The 20317-nt window shown below is 70.8% G+C and carries 17 protein-coding genes; 16 read left to right on the plus strand and 1 reads right to left on the minus strand.

The features are described 5' to 3' along the window. Positions 1 to 348: 348 nt before the first annotated feature. A complete protein-coding gene (locus ACSYGN_RS30600) occupies positions 349 to 894 on the minus strand; it encodes a beta-class carbonic anhydrase (protein ID WP_460401288.1) in 546 nt (181 codons plus the stop codon). Between the two features lie 383 nt (positions 895 to 1277). Between ACSYGN_RS30600 and rsmH the strand changes: the two genes are divergently transcribed. The 16 genes from rsmH to ACSYGN_RS30680 all read left to right on the plus strand — a co-directional run bounded on the left by rsmH (position 1278) and on the right by ACSYGN_RS30680 (position 19807). Further along, positions 1278 to 2234, plus strand: coding sequence for a 16S rRNA (cytosine(1402)-N(4))-methyltransferase RsmH (gene rsmH / locus ACSYGN_RS30605; protein WP_460401290.1), 957 nt, complete (start codon positions 1278 to 1280; stop codon positions 2232 to 2234). Between the two features lie 68 nt (positions 2235 to 2302). Further along, positions 2303 to 2797, plus strand: coding sequence for a septum formation initiator family protein (locus ACSYGN_RS30610; protein WP_460401291.1), 495 nt, complete (start codon positions 2303 to 2305; stop codon positions 2795 to 2797). Positions 2798 to 2984: 187 nt separating this feature from the next. Beyond that, complete coding sequence (locus ACSYGN_RS30615) at positions 2985 to 4934, plus strand: peptidoglycan D,D-transpeptidase FtsI family protein (RefSeq protein WP_460401293.1); 1950 nt, start codon at positions 2985 to 2987, stop codon at positions 4932 to 4934. A gap of 119 nt (positions 4935 to 5053) precedes the next feature. Continuing rightward, positions 5054 to 6709: a UDP-N-acetylmuramoyl-L-alanyl-D-glutamate--2,6-diaminopimelate ligase gene (locus ACSYGN_RS30620; protein ID WP_460401295.1), complete on the plus strand. Its 1656-nt coding sequence runs from the start codon at positions 5054 to 5056 to the stop codon at positions 6707 to 6709. Positions 6710 to 6713: 4 nt separating this feature from the next. Beyond that, positions 6714 to 8120 (plus strand): UDP-N-acetylmuramoyl-tripeptide--D-alanyl-D-alanine ligase, encoded by a 1407-nt coding sequence (locus ACSYGN_RS30625; protein WP_460401297.1) that lies wholly within the window; start codon positions 6714 to 6716, stop codon positions 8118 to 8120. Next, entirely contained in the window at positions 8117 to 9190 is a 1074-nt protein-coding gene (mraY, locus tag ACSYGN_RS30630) for a phospho-N-acetylmuramoyl-pentapeptide-transferase (RefSeq protein WP_460401299.1), read from the plus strand. Before ACSYGN_RS30625 ends, mraY begins: the two co-directional genes overlap by 4 nt. Continuing rightward, entirely contained in the window at positions 9172 to 10623 is a 1452-nt protein-coding gene (gene murD / locus ACSYGN_RS30635; RefSeq protein ID WP_460401301.1) for a UDP-N-acetylmuramoyl-L-alanine--D-glutamate ligase, read from the plus strand. Before mraY ends, murD begins: the two co-directional genes overlap by 19 nt. 265 nt (positions 10624 to 10888) lie before the next feature. Further along, entirely contained in the window at positions 10889 to 12268 is a 1380-nt protein-coding gene (gene ftsW, locus ACSYGN_RS30640; RefSeq protein ID WP_460401303.1) for a putative lipid II flippase FtsW, read from the plus strand. 6 nt (positions 12269 to 12274) lie between these two features. Continuing rightward, positions 12275 to 13363, plus strand: coding sequence for an undecaprenyldiphospho-muramoylpentapeptide beta-N-acetylglucosaminyltransferase (gene murG / locus ACSYGN_RS30645; protein ID WP_460401305.1), 1089 nt, complete (start codon positions 12275 to 12277; stop codon positions 13361 to 13363). Positions 13364 to 13599: 236 nt separating this feature from the next. Further along, positions 13600 to 14394, plus strand: coding sequence for a cell division protein FtsQ/DivIB (locus ACSYGN_RS30650; RefSeq protein ID WP_460401307.1), 795 nt, complete (start codon positions 13600 to 13602; stop codon positions 14392 to 14394). 278 nt (positions 14395 to 14672) lie between these two features. Next, positions 14673 to 15872, plus strand: a complete 1200-nt coding sequence (gene ftsZ, locus ACSYGN_RS30655) for a cell division protein FtsZ (protein WP_460401309.1) — start codon at positions 14673 to 14675, stop codon at positions 15870 to 15872. Between the two features lie 10 nt (positions 15873 to 15882). Further along, positions 15883 to 16611: a peptidoglycan editing factor PgeF gene (gene pgeF / locus ACSYGN_RS30660; RefSeq protein WP_460401311.1), complete on the plus strand. Its 729-nt coding sequence runs from the start codon at positions 15883 to 15885 to the stop codon at positions 16609 to 16611. Between the two features lie 6 nt (positions 16612 to 16617). Next, positions 16618 to 17337, plus strand: coding sequence for a YggS family pyridoxal phosphate-dependent enzyme (locus tag ACSYGN_RS30665; RefSeq protein WP_460401313.1), 720 nt, complete (start codon positions 16618 to 16620; stop codon positions 17335 to 17337). 129 nt (positions 17338 to 17466) lie between these two features. Next, positions 17467 to 18108: a cell division protein SepF gene (locus tag ACSYGN_RS30670; protein ID WP_460403839.1), complete on the plus strand. Its 642-nt coding sequence runs from the start codon at positions 17467 to 17469 to the stop codon at positions 18106 to 18108. 50 nt (positions 18109 to 18158) lie between these two features. Continuing rightward, a complete protein-coding gene (locus ACSYGN_RS30675; protein WP_460401315.1) occupies positions 18159 to 18443 on the plus strand; it encodes a YggT family protein in 285 nt (94 codons plus the stop codon). Between the two features lie 53 nt (positions 18444 to 18496). Further along, positions 18497 to 19807, plus strand: a complete 1311-nt coding sequence (locus ACSYGN_RS30680) for a DivIVA domain-containing protein (RefSeq protein WP_460401317.1) — start codon at positions 18497 to 18499, stop codon at positions 19805 to 19807. The last annotated feature ends 510 nt before the right edge of the window (positions 19808 to 20317 follow it).

Raw genomic sequence — 20317 nt, forward strand, 5'->3', positions numbered from 1 at the left:
CTCCTCGGCCCGTTCTTTCCGGGCCGACGCTCTGCGATGCGGAACGGCCCACCCCGATATACGGACACCACGCGTGAAGATTCCGCGTGACGCCACAACCGCATTCTTGTTGCCGTTACCGGTTCGTGTCACTCGACTGTGGACAACTGGCCGTGGAATGTCCGTCTTCGCGGTCTTTTGCGTAGACCGTCGGCGTACAGATGGCCGGATGTGTCAGCTCGTCCGTACGGACCGGCCTGACGGCTGGCCGGCTGACCGGCCGGTCCGCCCGAGGGTGCGGACCGGCCGCACCGCCCGTCAGGCCGCACCGCCCGTCAGGCCGCACCGCCCGTCAGGCCGCGCCGCCCGTCAGGCCGGGTCGACCTCGCTCAGCAGTCCGGTGTGGACATCGAAGACGAAGCCGCGCACATCGCCGGTGTGCAGCAGGAACGGCGAGGTGCGCACCCGCTGCATGGACTGCCGCACGTCCTGTTCGACGTCGCGGAAGGCCTCCACCGCCCAGGCGGGACGCTGGCCGACCTCCATCTCCAGGTCGTGCCGGAACTCCTCGGTGAGGGACTGCATACCGCAGCCGGTGTGGTGGATGAGGACGACGCTGCGGGTGCCGAGCGCCCGCTGGCTGATGGTCAGGGAGCGGATCACATCGTCGGTGACCACGCCGCCCGCGTTGCGGATGGTGTGGCAGTCGCCCAGCGCCAGGCCGAGCGCGTCGTGCAGGTCGAGGCGGGCGTCCATACAGGCGACCACGGCCACCCGGAGGACGGGACGGGCGTCCATGCCGGGATCGGTGAACGCGTCGGAATAGCGCTGATTGGCCTCTACGAGGCGGTCCGTCACGGTGCCTGCGGTTATGGCGCCTTCGGGTCCGGTGGGAACTGATGCGGAAGTCGTCATAGTCATGACGGTACTGGTCATGTGGGGTCCCGGTCTTGTGCTAGGGCAGGACAAAGAAACGCCATCGTTACTTGTTGTGCATGACCCCCCACGAAGGGCGAGGCAGGGCCGTACGGGTGATTCAGGAGGAATCGCCGTGGAGCCGGGGACGGGGCGCACGACGCGCAGGCCGGTTGATTGACCGCGCGACACCGTGGACTAAAGTGACGCGAAGCGGGAGGCGAGGCTTCCCCCTGCTGACGTCCCGGGACCCCGGCGACGTTCCGGAGTTCACCCGCGTGCGCGGTGCGTACGTACGGCTCGGCCTCCTCCGCTCGCGGCCGGCCGACGCTTCCGGGGGACCCGGCGGTGCGTACGGCGCCCGCCGGACCTGAGAGGGCCCCTTGAGCAACAGTCGACATGTCCCGGTGATGCTCCAGCGCTGCCTGGACCTGTTGGCCCCCGCCCTCGGGGAGCCCGGCGCCGTGGTCGTCGACTGCACGCTCGGCCTGGGCGGCCACAGCGAGGCGCTGCTCACGCGGTTCCCCGAGGCACGGCTGGTGGCGCTCGACCGGGACAAGGAGGCGCTGCGGCTGTCCGGCGAGCGTCTCGCGCCGTTCGGCGAGCGAGCCACCTTGGTGCACGCGGTCTACGACGAACTGCCCGCCGTGCTGGAACGCCTCGGCATCGCGCGCGTGCAGGGCGTGCTGTTCGACCTCGGCGTGTCGTCCATGCAGCTCGACGAGGCCGGCCGCGGGTTCGCCTACGCGCAGGACGCTCCGCTGGACATGCGCATGGACCAGACGACCGGCATCAGCGCCGCCGAGGTCCTCAACACCTACCCGCCCGGTGAACTGGTGCGGATCCTGCGTGTGTACGGCGAGGAGAAGCAGGCCAGACGGATCGTGTCCGCGATCGTGCGGGAACGGGAGAAGGCCCCGTTCACCACCAGCGCACGGCTGGTCGAGCTGATCCGGGACGCCCTTCCGCAGGCCGCCAAGCGCACCGGCGGCAACCCGGCCAAGCGCACTTTCCAGGCGCTGCGTATCGAGGTCAACGGTGAACTCTCCGTGCTGGAGGGGGCGATCCCGGCCGCCGTGGACGTGCTCGCCGTCGGCGGGAGGATCGCGGTGCTGTCGTACCACTCGCTGGAGGACCGGCTGGTCAAGCAGGTGTTCGCGGCCGGGGCCGCCTCCACCGCGCCGCCGGGGCTGCCGGTGGTGCCCGAGCGTTACCAGCCCCGGCTCAAGCTGCTCACCCGCGGTGCCGAACTTCCCACCGAGGACGAGGTCGCCGAGAACCGGCGCGCGGCCCCGGCCCGGCTGCGCGGGGCCGAGCGCATCAGGGAAGCCGTGAAGTAGGGAAACCGTGGGGTGAGCGCGATGACGGGCGTGCGGGGCGCGGGCGGGCCGGGACCCCGGGAGGCCGTGTGAGCAGGGGACCCGAGCTGAGGGGGCGGGCGGCGCGGCTCGCCCGGCTCTTCCCGGCCGGCCGGGGACGGGCCGCGCGGACGCCGTTCGTCCTGCTCGTCGTGCTGCTCCTCGGCGGCGGGCTCATCGGGCTGCTGATGCTGAACTCGGCGATGAGCGCGGGGTCGTTCAAGCTGGACGACCTCCAGAAGGACACCAAGAACCTCACCGACGAGGAACAGGCCCTCCAGCGGGACATCGACTCCTACTCGGCGCCCGACGCCCTCGAACGCCGGGCCCGCGAACTCGGCATGGTCCCCGGCGGCGACCCGGCCTTCCTGAACCCGGACGGCACGGTGAAGGGCGTCTCCAGCGCCGCCCCCACGGTCTCGACGGCCCCCCTGGTCCTCTCCCCGGAAGCCCTCCGCCAGTACACCCTCCCGCCCACCACCCCGTCCCCGACACAGACCACCCCCACCCCCACGGCCGCCCCGGCCACAACCCCCGGCAGGTGACGGAAGTGACCGACAGGCAGCCGTCGGGCCACCACGCGCCCGCCTCCTCCCCGCCCTCGGCCCCGTGCCGTGCCGTCGTCGGCCGGTGCTCCCGGACCGGGGCTCCGGACGCGGCTCGCGTCGCCTTGGACCATCCGGCCTCCCCGGCCGCCCCCGCCGCAACCCCGACCCCCGGCAGGTGACGGAAGTGACCGACAGGCAGCCGCCCCGGCGGCGTGTGCCCTCGCCCGTGCAGGCCCGGGACGGCGGGCGGCAGCGGCCCGGGCCCGGGGGGCGGCCGGTGCGGCGGCCCGGGCCGCCGCGGCCGCGGGCGCCGCAGGCCATCCGGCTCGGCAGTCCGCGGCCCCGGCTGCGGCTGGTCGGGCTCGCGCTGGCGCTGGTGCTGCTCGTGTTCGTCGTACGGCTGCTCCAGGTCCAGGCGGTCGACGCGAGCGCGTACGCCGCCAAGGCCGAGCAGAACCGCTATGTCGTGCACACCCTGGCCGCCGAGCGCGGCGGGATCACCGACCGCGACGGGGTGGCCCTGGCGATCAGCGTGGACGCCGACGACATCACGGCCGACCCCACGATGTTCACCCGCAAGCAGCTCGGGATCGACGACGGCCCCGAGCAGGCCGCGGCGCTGCTGGCACCGATCCTCGGGCAGGAGCAGTCGGCCGTGGCGAAGAAGCTGCGGACGAAGAACACCCGTTATGTACTGCTCGCCCGGCGGCAGACCCCGCAGGTGTGGAAGCAGATCAAGGATCTGAAGGCCGCGCTCGTCACGAAGGCCGGGAGCGACAAGTCGACCGTGAATGTGCTCGCGGGAGTCTTCTCCGACCCCAGCAGCAAGCGCGTGTACCCCAACGGCGATCTCGCCGCCGGGATACTGGGCTGGGTCAACGCCGAGGGCAAGGGCGGCGGCGGTATCGAGCAGCAGCTCAACGGGCAGCTGTCGGGCAAGGACGGCAAGATCCGCTACGCCCAGTCCGGCGGCCGTGAGGTGCCCACCGCGGGCTCCACCGAGACCCCCGCGGTGGCGGGCTCCGACGTCGAGCTCACCATCGACCGCGACATCCAGTGGGCCGCGCAGAAGGCCATCACCGAGCAGGTCGAGAAGTCCAAGGCCGACCGCGGCTATGTCGTCGTCCAGGACACCCGCACCGGCGAGATCCTCGCCATGGCCAACTCGCCCGGCTTCGACCCCAACGACCTCTCCCAGGCCGACTCCGCCGCCATGGGCAACGCGGCCCTCCAGGACGCCTACGAGCCCGGCTCCACCGCCAAGGTGATGTCGATGGCCGCCGTGCTGGAGGAGAACGCCGCCACCCCGTTCACCCATGTCGTCGTGCCCAACCGGCTGCACCGCGGCGACCGGCTGTTCCAGGACGACATCGACCACGCGACCTGGAACCTGACCCTCAACGGCGTGCTCGCCAAGTCCAGCAACATCGGCACCATCCTGGCCACCGGACAGCTCGGCAAGACCCAGCCGCAGGCCAACAAGGTCCTGTACTCGTATCTGCGCAAGTTCGGCATCGGCAGCTACACCGGCCTCGGCTTCCCCGGCGAGACGAAGGGCATCCTCGCGCCCGCGAGCTCCTGGTCGACCTCGCAGCAGTACACGATCCCTTTCGGCCAGGGCATGTCCCTCAACGCGGTGCAGGCCGCGTCCGTCTACTCGACCGTCGCGGGCGGCGGCGTCCGCATCGAACCCACCCTGGTGCGCGGCACCAAGGGCGCCGACGGACGCTTCACCGCCGCCGCGAAGCCCGCGAAGACAAGGGTGGTCAGCGAGAGGACCGCCCGCACCCTCGCCAAGATGCTGGAGTCCGTGGTCGACGACCAGGAGGGCACCGGAGCCAAGGCACGCATCCCCGGCTACCGTGTCGCCGGAAAGACCGGCACCGCGAACCGAGTGGATCCGGCCACCGGCAAGTACCACGGCTACACCTCCTCGTTCGCCGGTTTCGCCCCCTCCGACAAGCCCCGAGTCACCGTCTACTGCGCCATCCAGAACGCCACCAGCGGCAGCTACTTCGGTGGCCAGATCTGCGGCCCCGTCTTCAAGCAGGTGATGGAGTTCGCGCTGAAGACCCTCCAGGTCGCGCCCACCGGCGCGAAGGCCGCCAACCTGCCCGTTTCCTACACCCCTTGACCCAAGGCCCGAATCCGCTCCCGAATCCGCTCCCGAACCATTCCTGAAACCGATCCTGAAACCGATCCCGAAACCGTCCAGAAATCGTCACTGATCAGCGCAACCAGCCAGGAACGCCCGTGACCATGATCACTCCCGACCCCGGGAACCCCACCCCGCCCCCGCCTCCGCTTCGCCCGCAGGCGGGTACGCCCGGTACGCTCACCGCCGTGCCACAAGCTGATCAGTTTCAAACCACCCAGAAGGGCGTTTCCGTGACCTACCCGGGACCGCCACGACCGGTTCAGGTCTCCGCGACACCCCTCGCGGAGCTCGCCGATCAGCTGGGGACCGCCGCGCCGGACACCCCCGCCGAGGTCACGGGCATCACCCATGACTCACGCGCCGTACGCCCCGGCGATCTGTACGCCGCCCTGCCGGGTGCCCGGATGCACGGCGCCGACTTCGCCGCCCAGGCCGCAGGTCTCGGCGCCGTCGCCGTGCTGACCGACCCGGGCGGCGCCGAACGCGCCGCCGCCACCGGACTGCCGGTGCTGACCGTCGAGGACCCGCGAGGCCGCATGGGCGAACTCGCGGCCACCATCTACGGCCGCCCGGGCAGCGATCTCCTCCAGATCGGCATCACCGGCACCTCCGGCAAGACCACCACCGCCTACCTCGTCGAGGGCGGCCTCAGGACCGTGCACCGTACGGGCCTCGTCGGCACCGTCGAGATGCGCATCGGCGACGAGCGCATCAAGTCCGAGCGCACCACCCCCGAGGCCACCGATCTCCAGGCCCTGTTCGCCGTCATGCGGGAGCGCGGCGTCGACGCGGTCGCCATGGAGGTCTCCAGCCACGCCCTGGTGCTCGGCCGGGTCGACGGCTGCGTCTTCGACATCGGCGTCTTCACCAACCTCAGCCCGGAACACATGGAGTTCCACTCCGGGATGGAGGACTACTACGGGGCCAAGGCACAGCTCTTCACGCCGCGGCGCAGCCGGACGGGCGTGATCAACGCCGACGACGAGTACGGCCGCAGGCTGGCCGGCGAGGCGACGGTACCCGTCGTCACGTACTCCGCCGAGGGCCGCCCCGACGCCGACTGGCGCGCCGAGGACGTCCGGATCGGCCCCATGGACTCGTCGTTCACGGTGGTGGGCCCCAAGGGCGAGCGGATCACCGCGAGAGCGCCGCTGCCGGGGGCCTTCAACGTGGCGAACACCCTCGCCGCGATCGTCGCCCTCGCCGCCGCCGGTCTCGACCCGCAGACCGCCGCCGACGGGGTCGCCGCCGTGCCGGGCGTGCCGGGCCGCCTGGAGCGGGTCGACGCCGGTCAGCCGTACCTCGCGGTCGTCGACTACGCCCACAAGACGGACGCCGTCGAATCGGTGCTGCGCGCCCTGCGCGAGGTCACCGAGGGCCGGCTGCACATCGTCCTGGGCTGCGGCGGGGACCGCGACCGCACCAAGCGCGCCCCGATGGGCGCCGCCGCCGCGCGGCTCGCCGACACTGTCGTACTGACCTCCGACAACCCGCGCTCCGAGGACCCGCTGGCGATCCTCGCAACCATGCTCCAGGGCGCGGCGTCCGTACCAGCACACGAGCGTGGCGAGGTCGTCCTGTTCGAGGACCGTGCCGCCGCCATCGCAGCCGCCGTCGCCCGCGCGCGGCCCGGGGACACCGTGCTCGTCGCGGGCAAGGGCCACGAGCAGGGCCAGGACATCGCCGGGGTGGTACGTCCCTTCGACGACCGCCAGGTGCTTCGCGAAGCTATCCAGAAGACCCAGGGATGAACTTGTGATCGCCCTCTCCCTCGCCGAGATCGCAGCAGCAGTCGGCGGGCAGACCTACGACATACCGGATCCGTCCGCGCAGATCACCGGACCGGTCGTCCGGGACTCCCGCGAGGTGGTGCCCGGCAGCCTCTTCGCCGCCTTCACCGGTGAGCGCGTGGACGGCCACGACTTCGCCGCGGACGTCGTCGCGGCGGGCGCGGTGGCCGTGCTTGCCGCCCGCCCGGTCGGGGTGCCCGCGATCGTCGTGGACGACGTGCAGACCGCGCTCGGCGCCCTCGCCCGCCATGTCGTGACCCGGCTCGGCGCCACCGTCGTGGCGCTCACCGGCTCCGCGGGCAAGACCAGCACCAAGGACCTGATCGCCCAGGTGCTCAGGCGCAAGGCGCCGACCGTGTTCACACCGGGCTCGCTCAACAACGAGATCGGGCTGCCGCTCACCGCGCTCACCGCCACCGAGGAGACCAGGTTCCTCGTCCTGGAGATGGGCGCCCGCGGCCTCGGCCACATCCGTTACCTGGCCGGACTGACCCCGCCGGGCATCGGGCTCGTGCTCAACGTCGGCACCGCCCACATCGGCGAGTTCGGCGGCCGCGAGCAGATCGCCGAGGCGAAGGGCGAACTCGTCGAGTGCCTCCCCGAGGACGGCACCGCGATCCTCAACGCCGACGACCCGCTGGTACGGGCCATGGCCACCCGAACCAAGGCGAAGGTGCTTCTTTTCGGAGAGTCCGGCGAAGCGGACGTTCGTGCCGAGAACGTGCGACTCATGGACACCGGACAGCCCGCATTCAGGCTTCACACACCCTCCGGGTGCAGCGATGTGACCATGCGCCTGTACGGTGAGCATCACGTGTCGAACGCGCTCGCCGCGGCCGCCGTCGCCCATGAGCTGGGCATGTCCGCAGACGAGATCGCCGTCGCGCTCTCCGAGGCGGAATCCCTCTCCCGCTGGCGGATGGAGGTCACCGAGCGCCCTGACGGCGTGACCATCGTCAACGACGCCTACAACGCCAACCCGGAGTCCATGCGGGCCGCCCTGCGCGCGCTCGCGGCGATGGGCGGGGAACGGCGCACCTGGGCGGTGCTCGGCAAGATGGCCGAGCTCGGGGACGAGGCGCTCGCCGAGCACGACGCGGTCGGACGGCTCGCCGTCCGGCTCAACGTCAGCAAGCTCGTCGCGGTCGGGGGCAGGGAAGCCGCCTGGCTGCAACTGGGCGCATATAACGAGGGTTCGTGGGGTGAGGAGTCGGTGCACGTGTCCGACGCACAGGCGGCGGTCGACCTGTTGCGCAGCGAGTTGCGCCCAGGGGACGTCGTCCTCGTGAAGGCGTCCCGTTCGGTGGGGCTCGAGAGCGTTGCCCAGGCGCTGCTCGAGACCGGTGCCGAGGGTGAGGTTGCCGCCCGATGATGAAGCAGATCCTGTTCGCAGGAGTCATTGGACTGTTCCTCACCCTGATCGGCACCCCGTTGCTGATCAAGCTGCTGGCCCGCAGGGGCTACGGCCAGTACATCCGCGACGACGGCCCGCGCGAGCACCACAGCAAGCGCGGTACGCCGACGATGGGCGGTATCGCCTTCATCTTCGCGACGGTCGCCGCGTACTTCCTGTCCAAGCTCATCACCGGCTTCGCGCCCACCTTCTCGGGCCTGCTGGTGCTTGGTCTGATGTCCGGCATGGGCCTGGTCGGCTTCCTGGACGACTACATCAAGATCGTCAAGCGGCGTTCGCTGGGTCTGCGCGCCAAGGCGAAGATGGCCGGCCAGCTGATCGTCGGCATCGCCTTCGCGGTCCTGTCGCTCCAGTTCTCCGACGCCCGCGGCAACACCCCGGCCTCCACCAAACTGTCGTTCATCACGGACTTCGGCTGGACGATCGGCCCCGTGCTGTTCGTCGTCTGGGCGCTGTTCATGATCCTCGCGATGTCCAACGGCGTGAACCTCACCGACGGTCTCGACGGTCTCGCCACCGGCGCCTCCGTCCTGGTCTTCGCCGCGTACACGTTCATCGGCGTCTGGCAGTTCCAGGAGTCGTGCGCCAACGCCATCACCCTCACCAACCCCAACGCCTGCTACGAGGTGCGCGATCCGCTCGACCTCGCGGTGGTCGCGTCCGCGCTGATGGGTGCCTGCCTCGGCTTCCTGTGGTGGAACACCTCGCCCGCCAAGATCTTCATGGGTGACACCGGCTCGCTGGCGCTCGGCGGTGTGCTCGCCGGCCTCGCGATCTGCTCCCGCACCGAGCTGCTGGTCGCGCTGCTCGGCGGTCTGTTCGTCCTCATCACCATGTCGGTCGTCATCCAGGTCGGCTCCTTCCGGCTCACCGGCAAGCGCGTCTTCCGGATGGCACCGCTCCAGCATCACTTCGAACTCAAGGGCTGGTCCGAAGTGCTCGTGGTGGTCCGTTTCTGGATCATCCAGGGTATTTGTGTCATCGTCGGACTGGGCCTCTTCTACGCAGGATGGGCAGCGGAAAAGTGACCGCGTCGGAGCCTTCGGGGCACAACGAATTCCAGGGCAGGCACATCACCGTCGCCGGGCTCGGCGTCTCCGGCGTCCCGGCGGCCAAGGTGCTGCAAGGGCTCGGCGCCCGCGTGACCGTCGTCAACGACGGCGACGACGAGCGGGCCCGCGCCCAGGCCGCCGGCCTTGCGGCGCTCGGCATCACCGTGCGCCTCGGTGACGGCGATTCGCTCCCCGAGGGCACCGACCTCATCGTGACCGCCCCCGGCTGGCGGCCCGACAAGCCTCTGTTCGCGGCCGCCGCCGAGGCGGGCGTCCCCGTGTGGGGCGACGTCGAGCTCGCCTGGCGGCTGCGCGGCCCGGACGCCGCGCCCTGGCTGGCCGTCACGGGCACCAACGGCAAGACCACCACCGTGCAGATGCTCGCGGCCATTCTCAGGGCCGCAGGACTGCGCACTGCCGCCGTCGGCAACATCGGCGTCTCGCTGCTGGACGCGGTGCTCGGCGAGGAGCAGTACGACGTGCTCGCCGTAGAGCTGTCGAGCTATCAGCTGCACTGGGCGCCCTCGCTGCGCGCCCACTCCGCCGCCGTCCTCAACCTCGCCCCGGACCACCTCGACTGGCACGGCTCCATGGAGGCGTACGCCGCCGACAAGGGCCGTATCTACGAGGGCAATCGCATCGCCTGCGTCTACAACACGGCCGACAAGGCCACCGAGGACCTGGTGCGCGCGGCGGACGTCGAGGAGGGCTGCCGCGCCGTCGGCTTCACCCTCGGCGCCCCGGGGCCCTCCCAACTCGGCGTCGTGGACGGCATCCTGGTGGACCGTGCCTTCGTGGCGGATCGGCAGAAGAACGCCCAGGAGCTCGCCGAGGTCTCCGACGTGCGCCCGCCGGCCCCGCACAACATCGCCAACGCCCTTGCCGCGGCGGCCCTCGCGCGCGCCTTCGGGGTGCCCGCCACGGCCGTACGGGACGGGCTGAGGTCCTTCACCCCGGACGCCCACCGCATCGCACACGTGGCGGACCTGGACGGCGTCGCCTGGATCGACGACTCCAAGGCCACCAACACCCACGCGGCGGAGGCCTCGTTGGCGGCGTACGAGTCGATCGTGTGGATCGCGGGCGGACTCGCCAAGGGCGCCACCTTCGACGAACTGGTCGCCAGGTCGGCGGAGCGGCTGCGCGGCGCGGTCCTGATGGGCGCCGACCGGGCGCTGATCCGTGAGGCCCTCGCGCGACACGCGCCGGAAGTACCCGTCGTCGACCTCGAACGGACCGACACTGGGGCGATGCTCCAGGCCGTCCAGGAGGCCCGGCGGCTCGCCCGGCCCGGCGACACGGTGCTGCTGGCCCCGGCCTGCGCCTCCATGGACATGTTCACCAACTACAACAAGCGCGGTGACGCGTTCGCGGAGGCGGTTCGCGGACTCGGCACCGGGGGTGCCTGATGGGCACCCGTGGAGGAAGGAGCGGCGTCTGGTGCGTGCGATCGCAAGGCGCCGGAGCGGCCTCGATGGGGGTCCCCCCTGCTCGAGCGAAGCCGAGAGCTTGGGGGAGGAGCCACGTGGGCGGTTCGGCAACGCCGCGAGCGTACGTGCCAGGCGTCGCGACGCCACGGGGGGCCATCAGGCACCCCCGTTGACACCGGGTACACCGGGGGCTGGGAGGGACGCGTGGGACCGACGACGCCGATGCCGTACCGCGGAGCCGCGCATGTCCGGTAGCCCGGGCAGCCGGACCGGGCGTCCCCCGGCGCAGCGGGCCGTACGGCGGCCCGCCGCCCCGCGCGCGCCCCGCCCCCCGCGGGACAACCCCGTACGGCGCCTCTACCACCGCGCGCAAAAGGCATGGGACCGGCCGCTCACCGCGTACTACCTGATCCTCGGCGGCAGTCTGCTGATCACCGTGCTGGGACTGGTGATGGTCTACTCGGCCTCCCAGATCACCGCGCTCCAGATGTCCCTGCCGGGCTCCTTCTTCTTCCGCAAGCAGTTCCTCGCCGCCTCCATCGGCGCCGTGCTGCTCCTCGTGGCCTCCCGGATGCCGGTCAAGCTGCACCGCGCGCTGGCCTACCCGATCCTCGCGGGCGCCGTGTTCTTCATGGCCCTGGTGCAGGTGCCGGGGATAGGGAAGACGGTCAACGGCAACCAGAACTGGATCTCCCTCGGCGGCTCCTTCCAGATCCAGCCCAGCGAGTTCGGCAAGCTCGCCCTGGTGCTGTGGAGCGCCGATCTGCTCGCCCGCAAGCAGGACAAGAAACTGCTGGCCCAGTGGAAGCACATGCTGGTGCCGCTGGTCCCGGTCGCCTTCATGCTGCTCGGGCTGATCATGCTCGGCGGCGACATGGGCACCGCGATCATCCTCACCGCGATCCTCTTCGGGCTGCTGTGGCTCGCGGGCGCCCCGACCCGGCTGTTCGTGGGCGTGCTGTCGATCGCCGCGGCCCTCGGTGCGATCCTCATCCGCACCAGCCCCAACCGCATGGCCCGCCTCGCCTGTATCGGCGCCACCGAACCGCGCTCCGGGACCGTCGACTGCTGGCAGGCCGTGCACGGGATCTATGCCCTCGCCTCCGGCGGACTGTTCGGTTCCGGACTCGGGGCAAGTGTGGAGAAATGGGGGCAACTCCCCGAGGCGCACACCGACTTCATCTTCGCCGTGACCGGAGAGGAACTCGGTCTGGCGGGCACGCTGTCGGTACTCGCCCTCTTCGCGGCTCTAGGCTATGCGGGTATCCGCGTGGCCGGACGCACGGAGGACCCCTTCGTGAGGTATGCCGCGGGAGGCGTGACCACCTGGATCACCGCGCAGGCGGTGATCAACATCGGTGCGGTGCTCGGTCTGCTGCCGATCGCCGGAGTCCCCCTCCCGCTGTTCTCCTACGGAGGGTCCGCCCTGCTGCCGACCATGTTCGCCATCGGGCTGCTGATCGCGTTCGCGCGAGACGAGCCCGCTGCGCGGGCGGCGCTTGCGATGCGGCAACCCCGCTTTGGCAGAAAACGCGGCGGAGGCGCCGTGCCGGATCGGGGGCCTCGGAGATGGAACACGATGCGACGGCGAGCGCCAGCGGCGCGGCCGTCCGGAGAGCGGTGAATTTCGGTGCATGTCGTACTCGCCGGTGGGGGGACCGCCGGCCACATCGAGCCGGCGCTCGCCCTCGCGGACGCCCTGCGCAGGCAGGACCCCACCGTGGGCATCACGGCCCTGGGCACGGAGCGCGGTCTGGAGACCAGGCTCGTCCCCGAGCGCGGCTATGAGCTCGCGCTGATCCCGGCCGTTCCGCTGCCCCGCAAGCCCACGCCGGAACTGATCACCGTTCCGGGCCGGCTGCGCGGCACGATCAAGGCGGCCGAGCAGATCCTGGAGCGCACCAAGGCGGACGCCGTCGTCGGCTTCGGCGGCTATGTCGCCCTGCCCGGCTACCTCGCCGCCAAGCGCCTCGGGGTGCCGATCGTGATCCACGAGGCCAACGCCCGGCCCGGCCTCGCCAACAAGATCGGCTCGCGCTACGCGGCGAAGGTCGCGGTGTCCACGCCCGACAGCAAGCTGCGGGACGCCCGCTACATCGGCATCCCGCTGCGCCGCTCGATCGCCACCCTGGACCGCGCCGCCTACCGGCCCCAGGCCCGTGCGGCCTTCGGCCTCGACCCCAACCTGCCCACGCTGCTGGTCTCCGGGGGCTCGCAGGGCGCCCGGCGTCTCAACGAGGTGGTGCAGCAGGTCGCGCCGTACCTCCAGCAGGCCGGTATCCAGATCCTGCACGCGGTCGGGCCGAAGAACGAACTGCCGCAGGTCCACCAGATGCCGGGGATGCCCCCCTACATCCCGGTGAGTTACCTGGACCGGATGGACCTCGCGTACGCCGCGGCCGACATGATGCTCTGCCGCGCGGGCGCGATGACCGTCGCCGAGCTCTCCGCCGTAGGACTGCCGGCCGCCTACGTCCCGCTGCCCATCGGCAACGGGGAACAGCGGCTGAACGCCCAGCCGGTGGTCAAGGCGGGCGGCGGCCTCCTCGTCGACGACGCGGAGCTCAACCCGGAGTGGATCCAGCAGAACGTCCTCCCGGTGCTTGCCGACCCGCACCGGCTGTGGGACATGTCCCGCGCCGCCGCCGAGTTCGGCCGCCGGGACGCCGACGAACTGCTCGTCGGCATGGTGTACGAGGCGATCGCCTCCGCACGCTGAGCGTGTCCGGCGGAACACGGGAAAGGCGGGCCGGACCCGTCGACCCCGGCCCTGAGCCGGTGCGAGTCCCGGTCGGAAACGGACGGGACTCGCACCGGTTTCCGCGCCTCGGCGTGATCCGCCGGGCGGAGCCCCGGACTCGTCGAAGCGCGCGTGCCGGGTCCCGTCCCGGTGGCGCCCTGGTGCATGATCGGCCGGACAGTCCACGGGCATCGGCGAGATGAGAGGCGGGGAGCGTGGCCGGAACGACCGCCGCGGAACGCGGTGAGAGCCAGCAGGGGTCGTCCGGCCCGCCCCTCCTTCGCCGTCTGAGGCGCCCCAGGGCTCGTACGATGATCATTTTTGCCGCCGCCCTCATCTTCCTTGGCGCAGGCTGTGTATGGCTGTTGTACGGCTCTCCATGGCTGCGCGTGAGCCGGGTGACGGTGTCCGGAACCCACGTCCTGACACCGGACCAGGTGCGCAAGGCGGCGGCCGTGCCCGTCGGGGAGCCGCTGCTGTCCGTCGACACCGCCGCGATCAAGGCCCGGCTGCGCGGTGAACTGCCCCGGATCGGCACGGTCGAGGTGTTCCGTTCCTGGCCCGGCGGAATCGGGCTCAAAATCACCGAGCGAACTCCTGTCCTCGTTCTGGAGAACAGCGGCCGCTTCACCGAAGTCGACGGGCGGGGTGTCCGGTTCGCCACGGTTTCCCAGCGTCCGGGCGCGGTTCCCGCCCTGGATCTCGCGCTGAAGTTGCCCGGTTCGGCCTCCGCGAGCCTGCGGCGCTTCGGCCGGGACCGGCTGGTGCGCGAGGCGGTCGCCGTCGCCGGTCGGATTCCGGCCGCCGTGGCGGCGGACACCAAGGCCGTCAAAGTCCGTTCCTACGACGACATCTCGCTGGAACTGGCCGACGGCCGGACGGTGGCCTGGGGAAGCTCCGAGAACGGGGCCGCCAAGGCCAGGACGCTCACCGCCCTGATGAAGGCCTCGCCGGGTGCCCGTCACTTCGATGTGAGCGTTCCCACCGCCCCGGCGTCATCGCGGAGTTGACGCACATCCGCGCAGGCCAGCACCCTGGTTGGGCACCCCACTGCCTGATCACATAGGGTGAAAAGAAAAACGGGAGGTTCGGCGTGTTCATTGAACGTCCGCCACTTGTCGACTTAGTGTCCTGTCCGGAAGAGTCCAAGGAACAGACACACTGGTAACCCTAAACTTCAACGTTAGGGTTCGGGTCGGCGTTCGGACCGTCCCCTTCGGCATCAGTCGTCGGATCGCGGCACGGCCGTGAGGCGGCGACACGTAACTCGAGGCGAGAGGCCTTCGACGTGGCAGCACCGCAGAACTACCTCGCAGTCATCAAAGTCATCGGTGTCGGCGGCGGTGGTGTCAATGCCATCAACCGGATGATCGAGGTCGGTCTCAAGGGCGTCGAGTTCATCGCCATCAACACCGACGCGCAGGCGCTGTTGATGAGCGACGCCGACGTCAAGCTCGACGTCGGCCGTGAACTCACCCGCGGACTCGGCGCCGGCGCCAATCCGGCCGTGGGCCGCAAGGCCGCCGAGGACCACCGCGAGGAGATCGAGGAGGTCCTCAAGGGGGCCGACATGGTCTTCGTGACGGCCGGTGAGGGCGGCGGCACCGGCACCGGCGGCGCGCCCGTCGTGGCCAACATCGCCCGCACCCTCGGCGCTCTCACCATCGGCGTGGTCACCCGCCCGTTCACCTTCGAGGGCCGCCGCCGCGCCAACCAGGCCGAGGACGGCATCGCCGAGCTGCGCGAAGAGGTCGACACCCTCATCGTCATCCCGAACGACCGGCTGCTGTCGATCTCGGACCGCCAGGTCTCGGTGCTGGACGCCTTCAAGTCCGCCGACCAGGTGCTGCTCTCCGGTGTCCAGGGCATCACGGACCTCATCACCACGCCCGGTCTGATCAACCTCGACTTCGCCGACGTGAAGTCGGTCATGTCGGAGGCCGGTTCGGCTCTGATGGGCATCGGCTCGGCCCGCGGCGACGACCGCGCGGTGGCCGCCGCCGAGATGGCGATCTCCTCGCCGCTCCTGGAGGCCTCCATCGACGGCGCCCGGGGTGTCCTGCTGTCCATCTCCGGCGGCTCCGACCTCGGTCTGTTCGAGATCAACGAGGCGGCCCAGCTGGTGAGCGAAGCGGCCCACCCCGAGGCCAACATCATCTTCGGCGCGGTCATCGACGACGCCCTCGGCGACGAGGTGCGGGTCACCGTGATCGCGGCCGGCTTCGACGGGGGCCAGCCCCCGGCCCGCCGGGACAACGTCCTCGGCTCGGCCTCGTCCACGGCCCGCCGCGAGGAGCCCGCCCCGGTACGGCAGCAGGAGAGCCGCCCCTCGTTCGGCTCGCTCGGCAGCGTCACGCCGAAGGAGGAGGCCGCGCCCGTCGCCCCCGAGCCGGTCGCCGACATCCCGGTCGCCCCGCCGGTCCCGCCGTCCCGGACCTACGCGGACAGCGCCGCCGAGGAACTGGACGTCCCGGACTTCCTGAAGTAGTGATCCCGAAGTGATAGGACAGCGCGACACCGTGAGCGGCGCGCACTTCGCCTTCACCGACCGGTGGGGCGGGGTGAGCGCCGTTCCGTACGAGGAGCTCAACCTCGGCGGGGCCGTCGGCGACGACCCCGGAGCCGTACGGGCCAACCGGAAGCTCGCCGCCGAGGCGCTCGGCATCGACCCGGCGGCCGTGGTCTGGATGAACCAGGTGCACGGCACCGACGTCGCCGTCGTCGACGCGCCCTGGGGTGAACGCCCGGTGCCCGAGGTGGACGCGGTGGTGACCGCCCGCCGCGGACTCGCCCTCGCCGTGCTCACCGCCGACTGCACACCCGTACTGCTCGCCGACCCGGTCGCCAAGGTCGTGGCCGCCGCCCACGCCGGGCGGCCCGGCATGGTCGCCGGGGTGGTCCCCGCGGCCGTGCGCGCGATGATGGAACTGGGTGCCGAACCCTCCCGGATCGTCGCCCGCACCGGACCCGCCGTCTGCGGACGGTGCTACGAGGTTCCCGAGGCGATGCGCGCCGAGGTGTCCGCCGTCGTACCGGCGGCGTACGCCGAGACCAGTTGGGGCACTCCGGCGCTCGATGTGGGCGCCGGAGTGCATGCGCAGCTCGACGCGCTCGGGGTGTACGACCGGGCGCAGTCACCGGTGTGCACGCGCGAGTCGGGCGACCACTTCTCTTACCGCCGAGACCGCGGCACCGGGCGGCTCGCGGGATATGTCTGGCTGGGCTGATAGGACATGACAGACCGTAAGAGCGAACTCGCGGCAAACCTGGCAAAGGTGGAGGAACGGATCACCGCCGCCTGTGCCGCCGCCGGGCGCGGCCGCGAGGAGGTGACCCTGATCGTGGTCACCAAGACCTATCCCGCCGACGACGTCAGGATCCTGGCGGAGCTCGGGGTGCGGCACGTCGCCGAGAACCGCGACCAGGACGCGGCCCCCAAGGCCGCCGCGTGTGCGGATCTGCCCCTCACATGGCATTTTGTCGGTCAATTGCAGACCAACAAGGTCCGTTCCGTGGTCGGTTATGCCGATTATGTGCAGTCTGTCGACCGTTCCCGACTAGTGACCGCGCTGTCCAGGGATGCCGAGCGGGCCGGGCGCGAGGTGGGGTGCCTGATCCAGGTGGCGCTCGACGCCGCGGAGAGCGGCCGCGGCGAGCGCGGCGGAGTGGCGCCGGGCGGAATCGGAGAACTGGCCGAGCTGATCGCCCGCTCGCCCGGGCTCCGGCTCGCCGGTCTGATGACCGTCGCCCCGCTCACCGGGGATTACGCCGGTCGCCAACGGGCAGCGTTCGAGCGGTTGATGGATTTGTCGACCGACCTGCGCCGAGACCGTCCGGCTGCGAACATGGTGTCGGCAGGGATGAGCGCGGACCTCGAAGAGGCCGTGGCGGCCGGGGCGACACATGTGCGCGTCGGTACCGCGGTACTCGGAGTCCGCCCCAGCCTCGGGTAACGTCGCCAAGAAGTCGGACCACAGCAGAAAATATGGTCAATGTCGCCCAAAGGCGGACACGACGACCACGTGGATCGCATGGACTTGGTATTCGTCAGCCGATCCACCACAGAGCGGAGGACTCAGAGCATGGCCGGCGCGATGCGCAAGATGGCGGTCTACCTCGGCCTCGTGGAGGACGATGGGTACGACGGCCGAGGATTCGACCCCGACGACGACTTCGAACCCGAACTGGACCCGGAGCCCGAACGGGACCACCGGCGACACGAACCGTCCCACCAGTCGCACGGCGCACATCAGTCCCAACGGGACGAAGAGGTGCGTATCGTTCAGCCGCCTGCCCCCCGGGAGCCCGTGGCCCGGTCCGCTTCGCTGTCCGCGGAATCCGTTCGCCCCGCGCGGATCGCGCCCGTGGCGTCCATCACACAAGAACGTCAGTCCCTGGAGAAGAACGCGCCGGTGATCATGCCCAAGGTCGTGTCGGAACGAGAGCCGTACCGGATCACCACACTTCACCCGCGGACGTACAACGAAGCCCGTACCATCGGGGAACACTTCCGTGAGGGTACGCCGGTGATCATGAATCTGACCGAGATGGACGACACGGACGCCAAGCGTCTGGTCGACTTCGCGGCCGGTCTGGTGTTCGGTCTTCACGGCAGCATCGAGCGGGTGACGCAGAAAGTGTTCCTGTTGTCTCCTGCTAACGTCGATGTCACGGCGGAGGACAAGGCCCGCATCGCAGAGGGCGGGTTCTTCAACCAGAGCTGAGACGCAGTACCGGTAAGGCACGGACATCAGGGGAGAGGGAAGCAAGGCTCATGGGCGTGGTCCTGGAGATCGTCTACATCGCGCTGATGTGCTTCCTCATCGTGCTCATCTTCCGGTTGGTCATGGACTACGTCTTCCAGTTCGCCCGCTCGTGGCAACCCGGCAAGGCGATGGTGGTCGTTCTGGAGGCCACCTACACTGTCACCGATCCACCGCTCAAGCTTCTGCGGCGGTTCATCCCGCCGTTGCGTCTCGGGGGCGTGGCGCTCGACCTGTCCTTCTTCGTGCTGATGATCATCGTCTACATCCTGATCTCGGTCGTGAGCCGGCTGTGAGCGATGTGGCCTACCGTCTTGCCGAATGCCGACGACTACGTTGAGGTGAAGAGATGCCGTTGACCCCCGAGGACGTGCGGAACAAGCAGTTCACGACCGTCCGCCTCCGAGAAGGCTATGACGAGGACGAGGTCGATGCGTTCCTCGACGAGGTCGAAGCCGAACTGACCCGTCTGCTCCGCGAGAACGAGGACCTGCGCGCGAAACTCGCCGCGGCCACGCGTGCCGCCGCGCAGAACCAGCAGAACATGCGCAAGCCCCCGGAGCAGGACCAGCAGCAGGGAGGCATGCCCCAGCAGGGCGGGATGCCTCAGCAGGGTGGCATGCCTCAGCAGGGCGGGATGCCTCAGCAGGGCGGTATGCCGCAACAGGGCGGGATGCCTCAGCAGGGTATGAGGGGTCCCGGCGGACCGGTGCCCGCCGGCATATCGGGCCCGCCGCAGCAGATGGGGGGCCCCATGGGTGGTCCGCCCCAGCTGCCGAGCGGTGCCCCGGCGTTGCCCGCCGGTCCCGGCGGTCAGGGCGGCCCGCAGGGCGGTCCGCAGGGTCCCGGCCCGATGGGACAGGGACCGATGGGACAGGGGGGTCCGATGGGACAGGGCCACATGGGACAGGGTCCGATGGGTCAAGGCCCCATGGGCCAGGGCCCGATGGGCGGCCCCATGGGCGGCCAGCCCCCCATGCAGCACATGGGCGGCCCGATGGGTGGTCCCATGGGCGGACCGATGGGCGGCCCCATGGGTGGTCCCGGTATGCCCGGTCAGGGGCCGGGCGGCGACAGCGCCGCGCGTGTCCTCTCGCTGGCCCAGCAGACCGCCGACCAGGCGATCGCCGAGGCCCGTTCCGAGGCCAACAAGATCGTCGGCGAGGCGCGCAGCCGTGCCGAGGGTCTGGAGCGCGACGCCCGTGCCAAGGCCGACGCCCTGGAGCGGGACGCGCAGGAGAAGCACCGCGTCGCGATGGGCTCCCTGGAGTCCGCCCGCGCCACGCTGGAGCGCAAGGTCGAGGACCTGCGCGGCTTCGAGCGCGAGTACCGGACGCGACTGAAGTCGTACCTGGAGTCCCAGCTGCGTCAGCTGGAGACCCAGGCGGACGACTCCCTCGCCCCGCCGCGCACGCCGTCCGCACCCTCGCTGCCGCCGTCCCCGGCGCCCTCGATGGCTCCGGCCGGCGCGAGTGCCCCGTCGTACGGCAGCCCGACCATGGGCGGGCCCGGCCCGGCGGCTCCGTCCTTCGGCGGCCAGCAGCCGATGTCCCCGGCGATGACCCAGCCGATGGCCCCGGTGCGCCCGCAGGGCCCGGGCCCGATGGGCGGCGCGCCGTCGCCGATGCGCGGCTTCCTGATCGACGAGGACGACAACTGACGGCCGCCCGCAGGCGGTAGACGTCGTCGGCGTTCAAAGGGCGGGGCCCCGGACCAGTTCCGGGGCCCCGCCCTTTTATGCGCGTTGACACTGCATTTTCCCGGGGGACGACCCCCGGACCCCCAGCAGAAAAGCAGGTCGGCTGGGTTGACCGGCGCGGACATCGCGAGGCGAACCCGCGTAACACGGTGACGGTTGGCACTGGCCCCGCGAACGGGCCGCGGGAGCTGAGGCGTTGGGGCCGAGAGAGCCCCTGCACGGGCGTCTGACAGGTCCGCGACAGCACCCTGCTGATCGGAGTGCGTCCCCCGCCGAAGGCCCGCTGGGGAGGCCGCCGGTGGCCCCGCTGGGCACCCGCTGTGAGCCAGTCAGGAGCTTGCCGGGGACTGGGTGGACGCCTGAGCTGCCGGACCCTGAGCTGCGGATCGTGAGGCGCGTTCCAGGGACAGGCCCTGCCGGGGGGTGGGAGACCTGACTGCAGTGAAGTGCTGCCAGCCCTGGGCCCGCTGG

Source organism: Streptomyces sp. YIM S03343 (assembly GCF_054729195.1).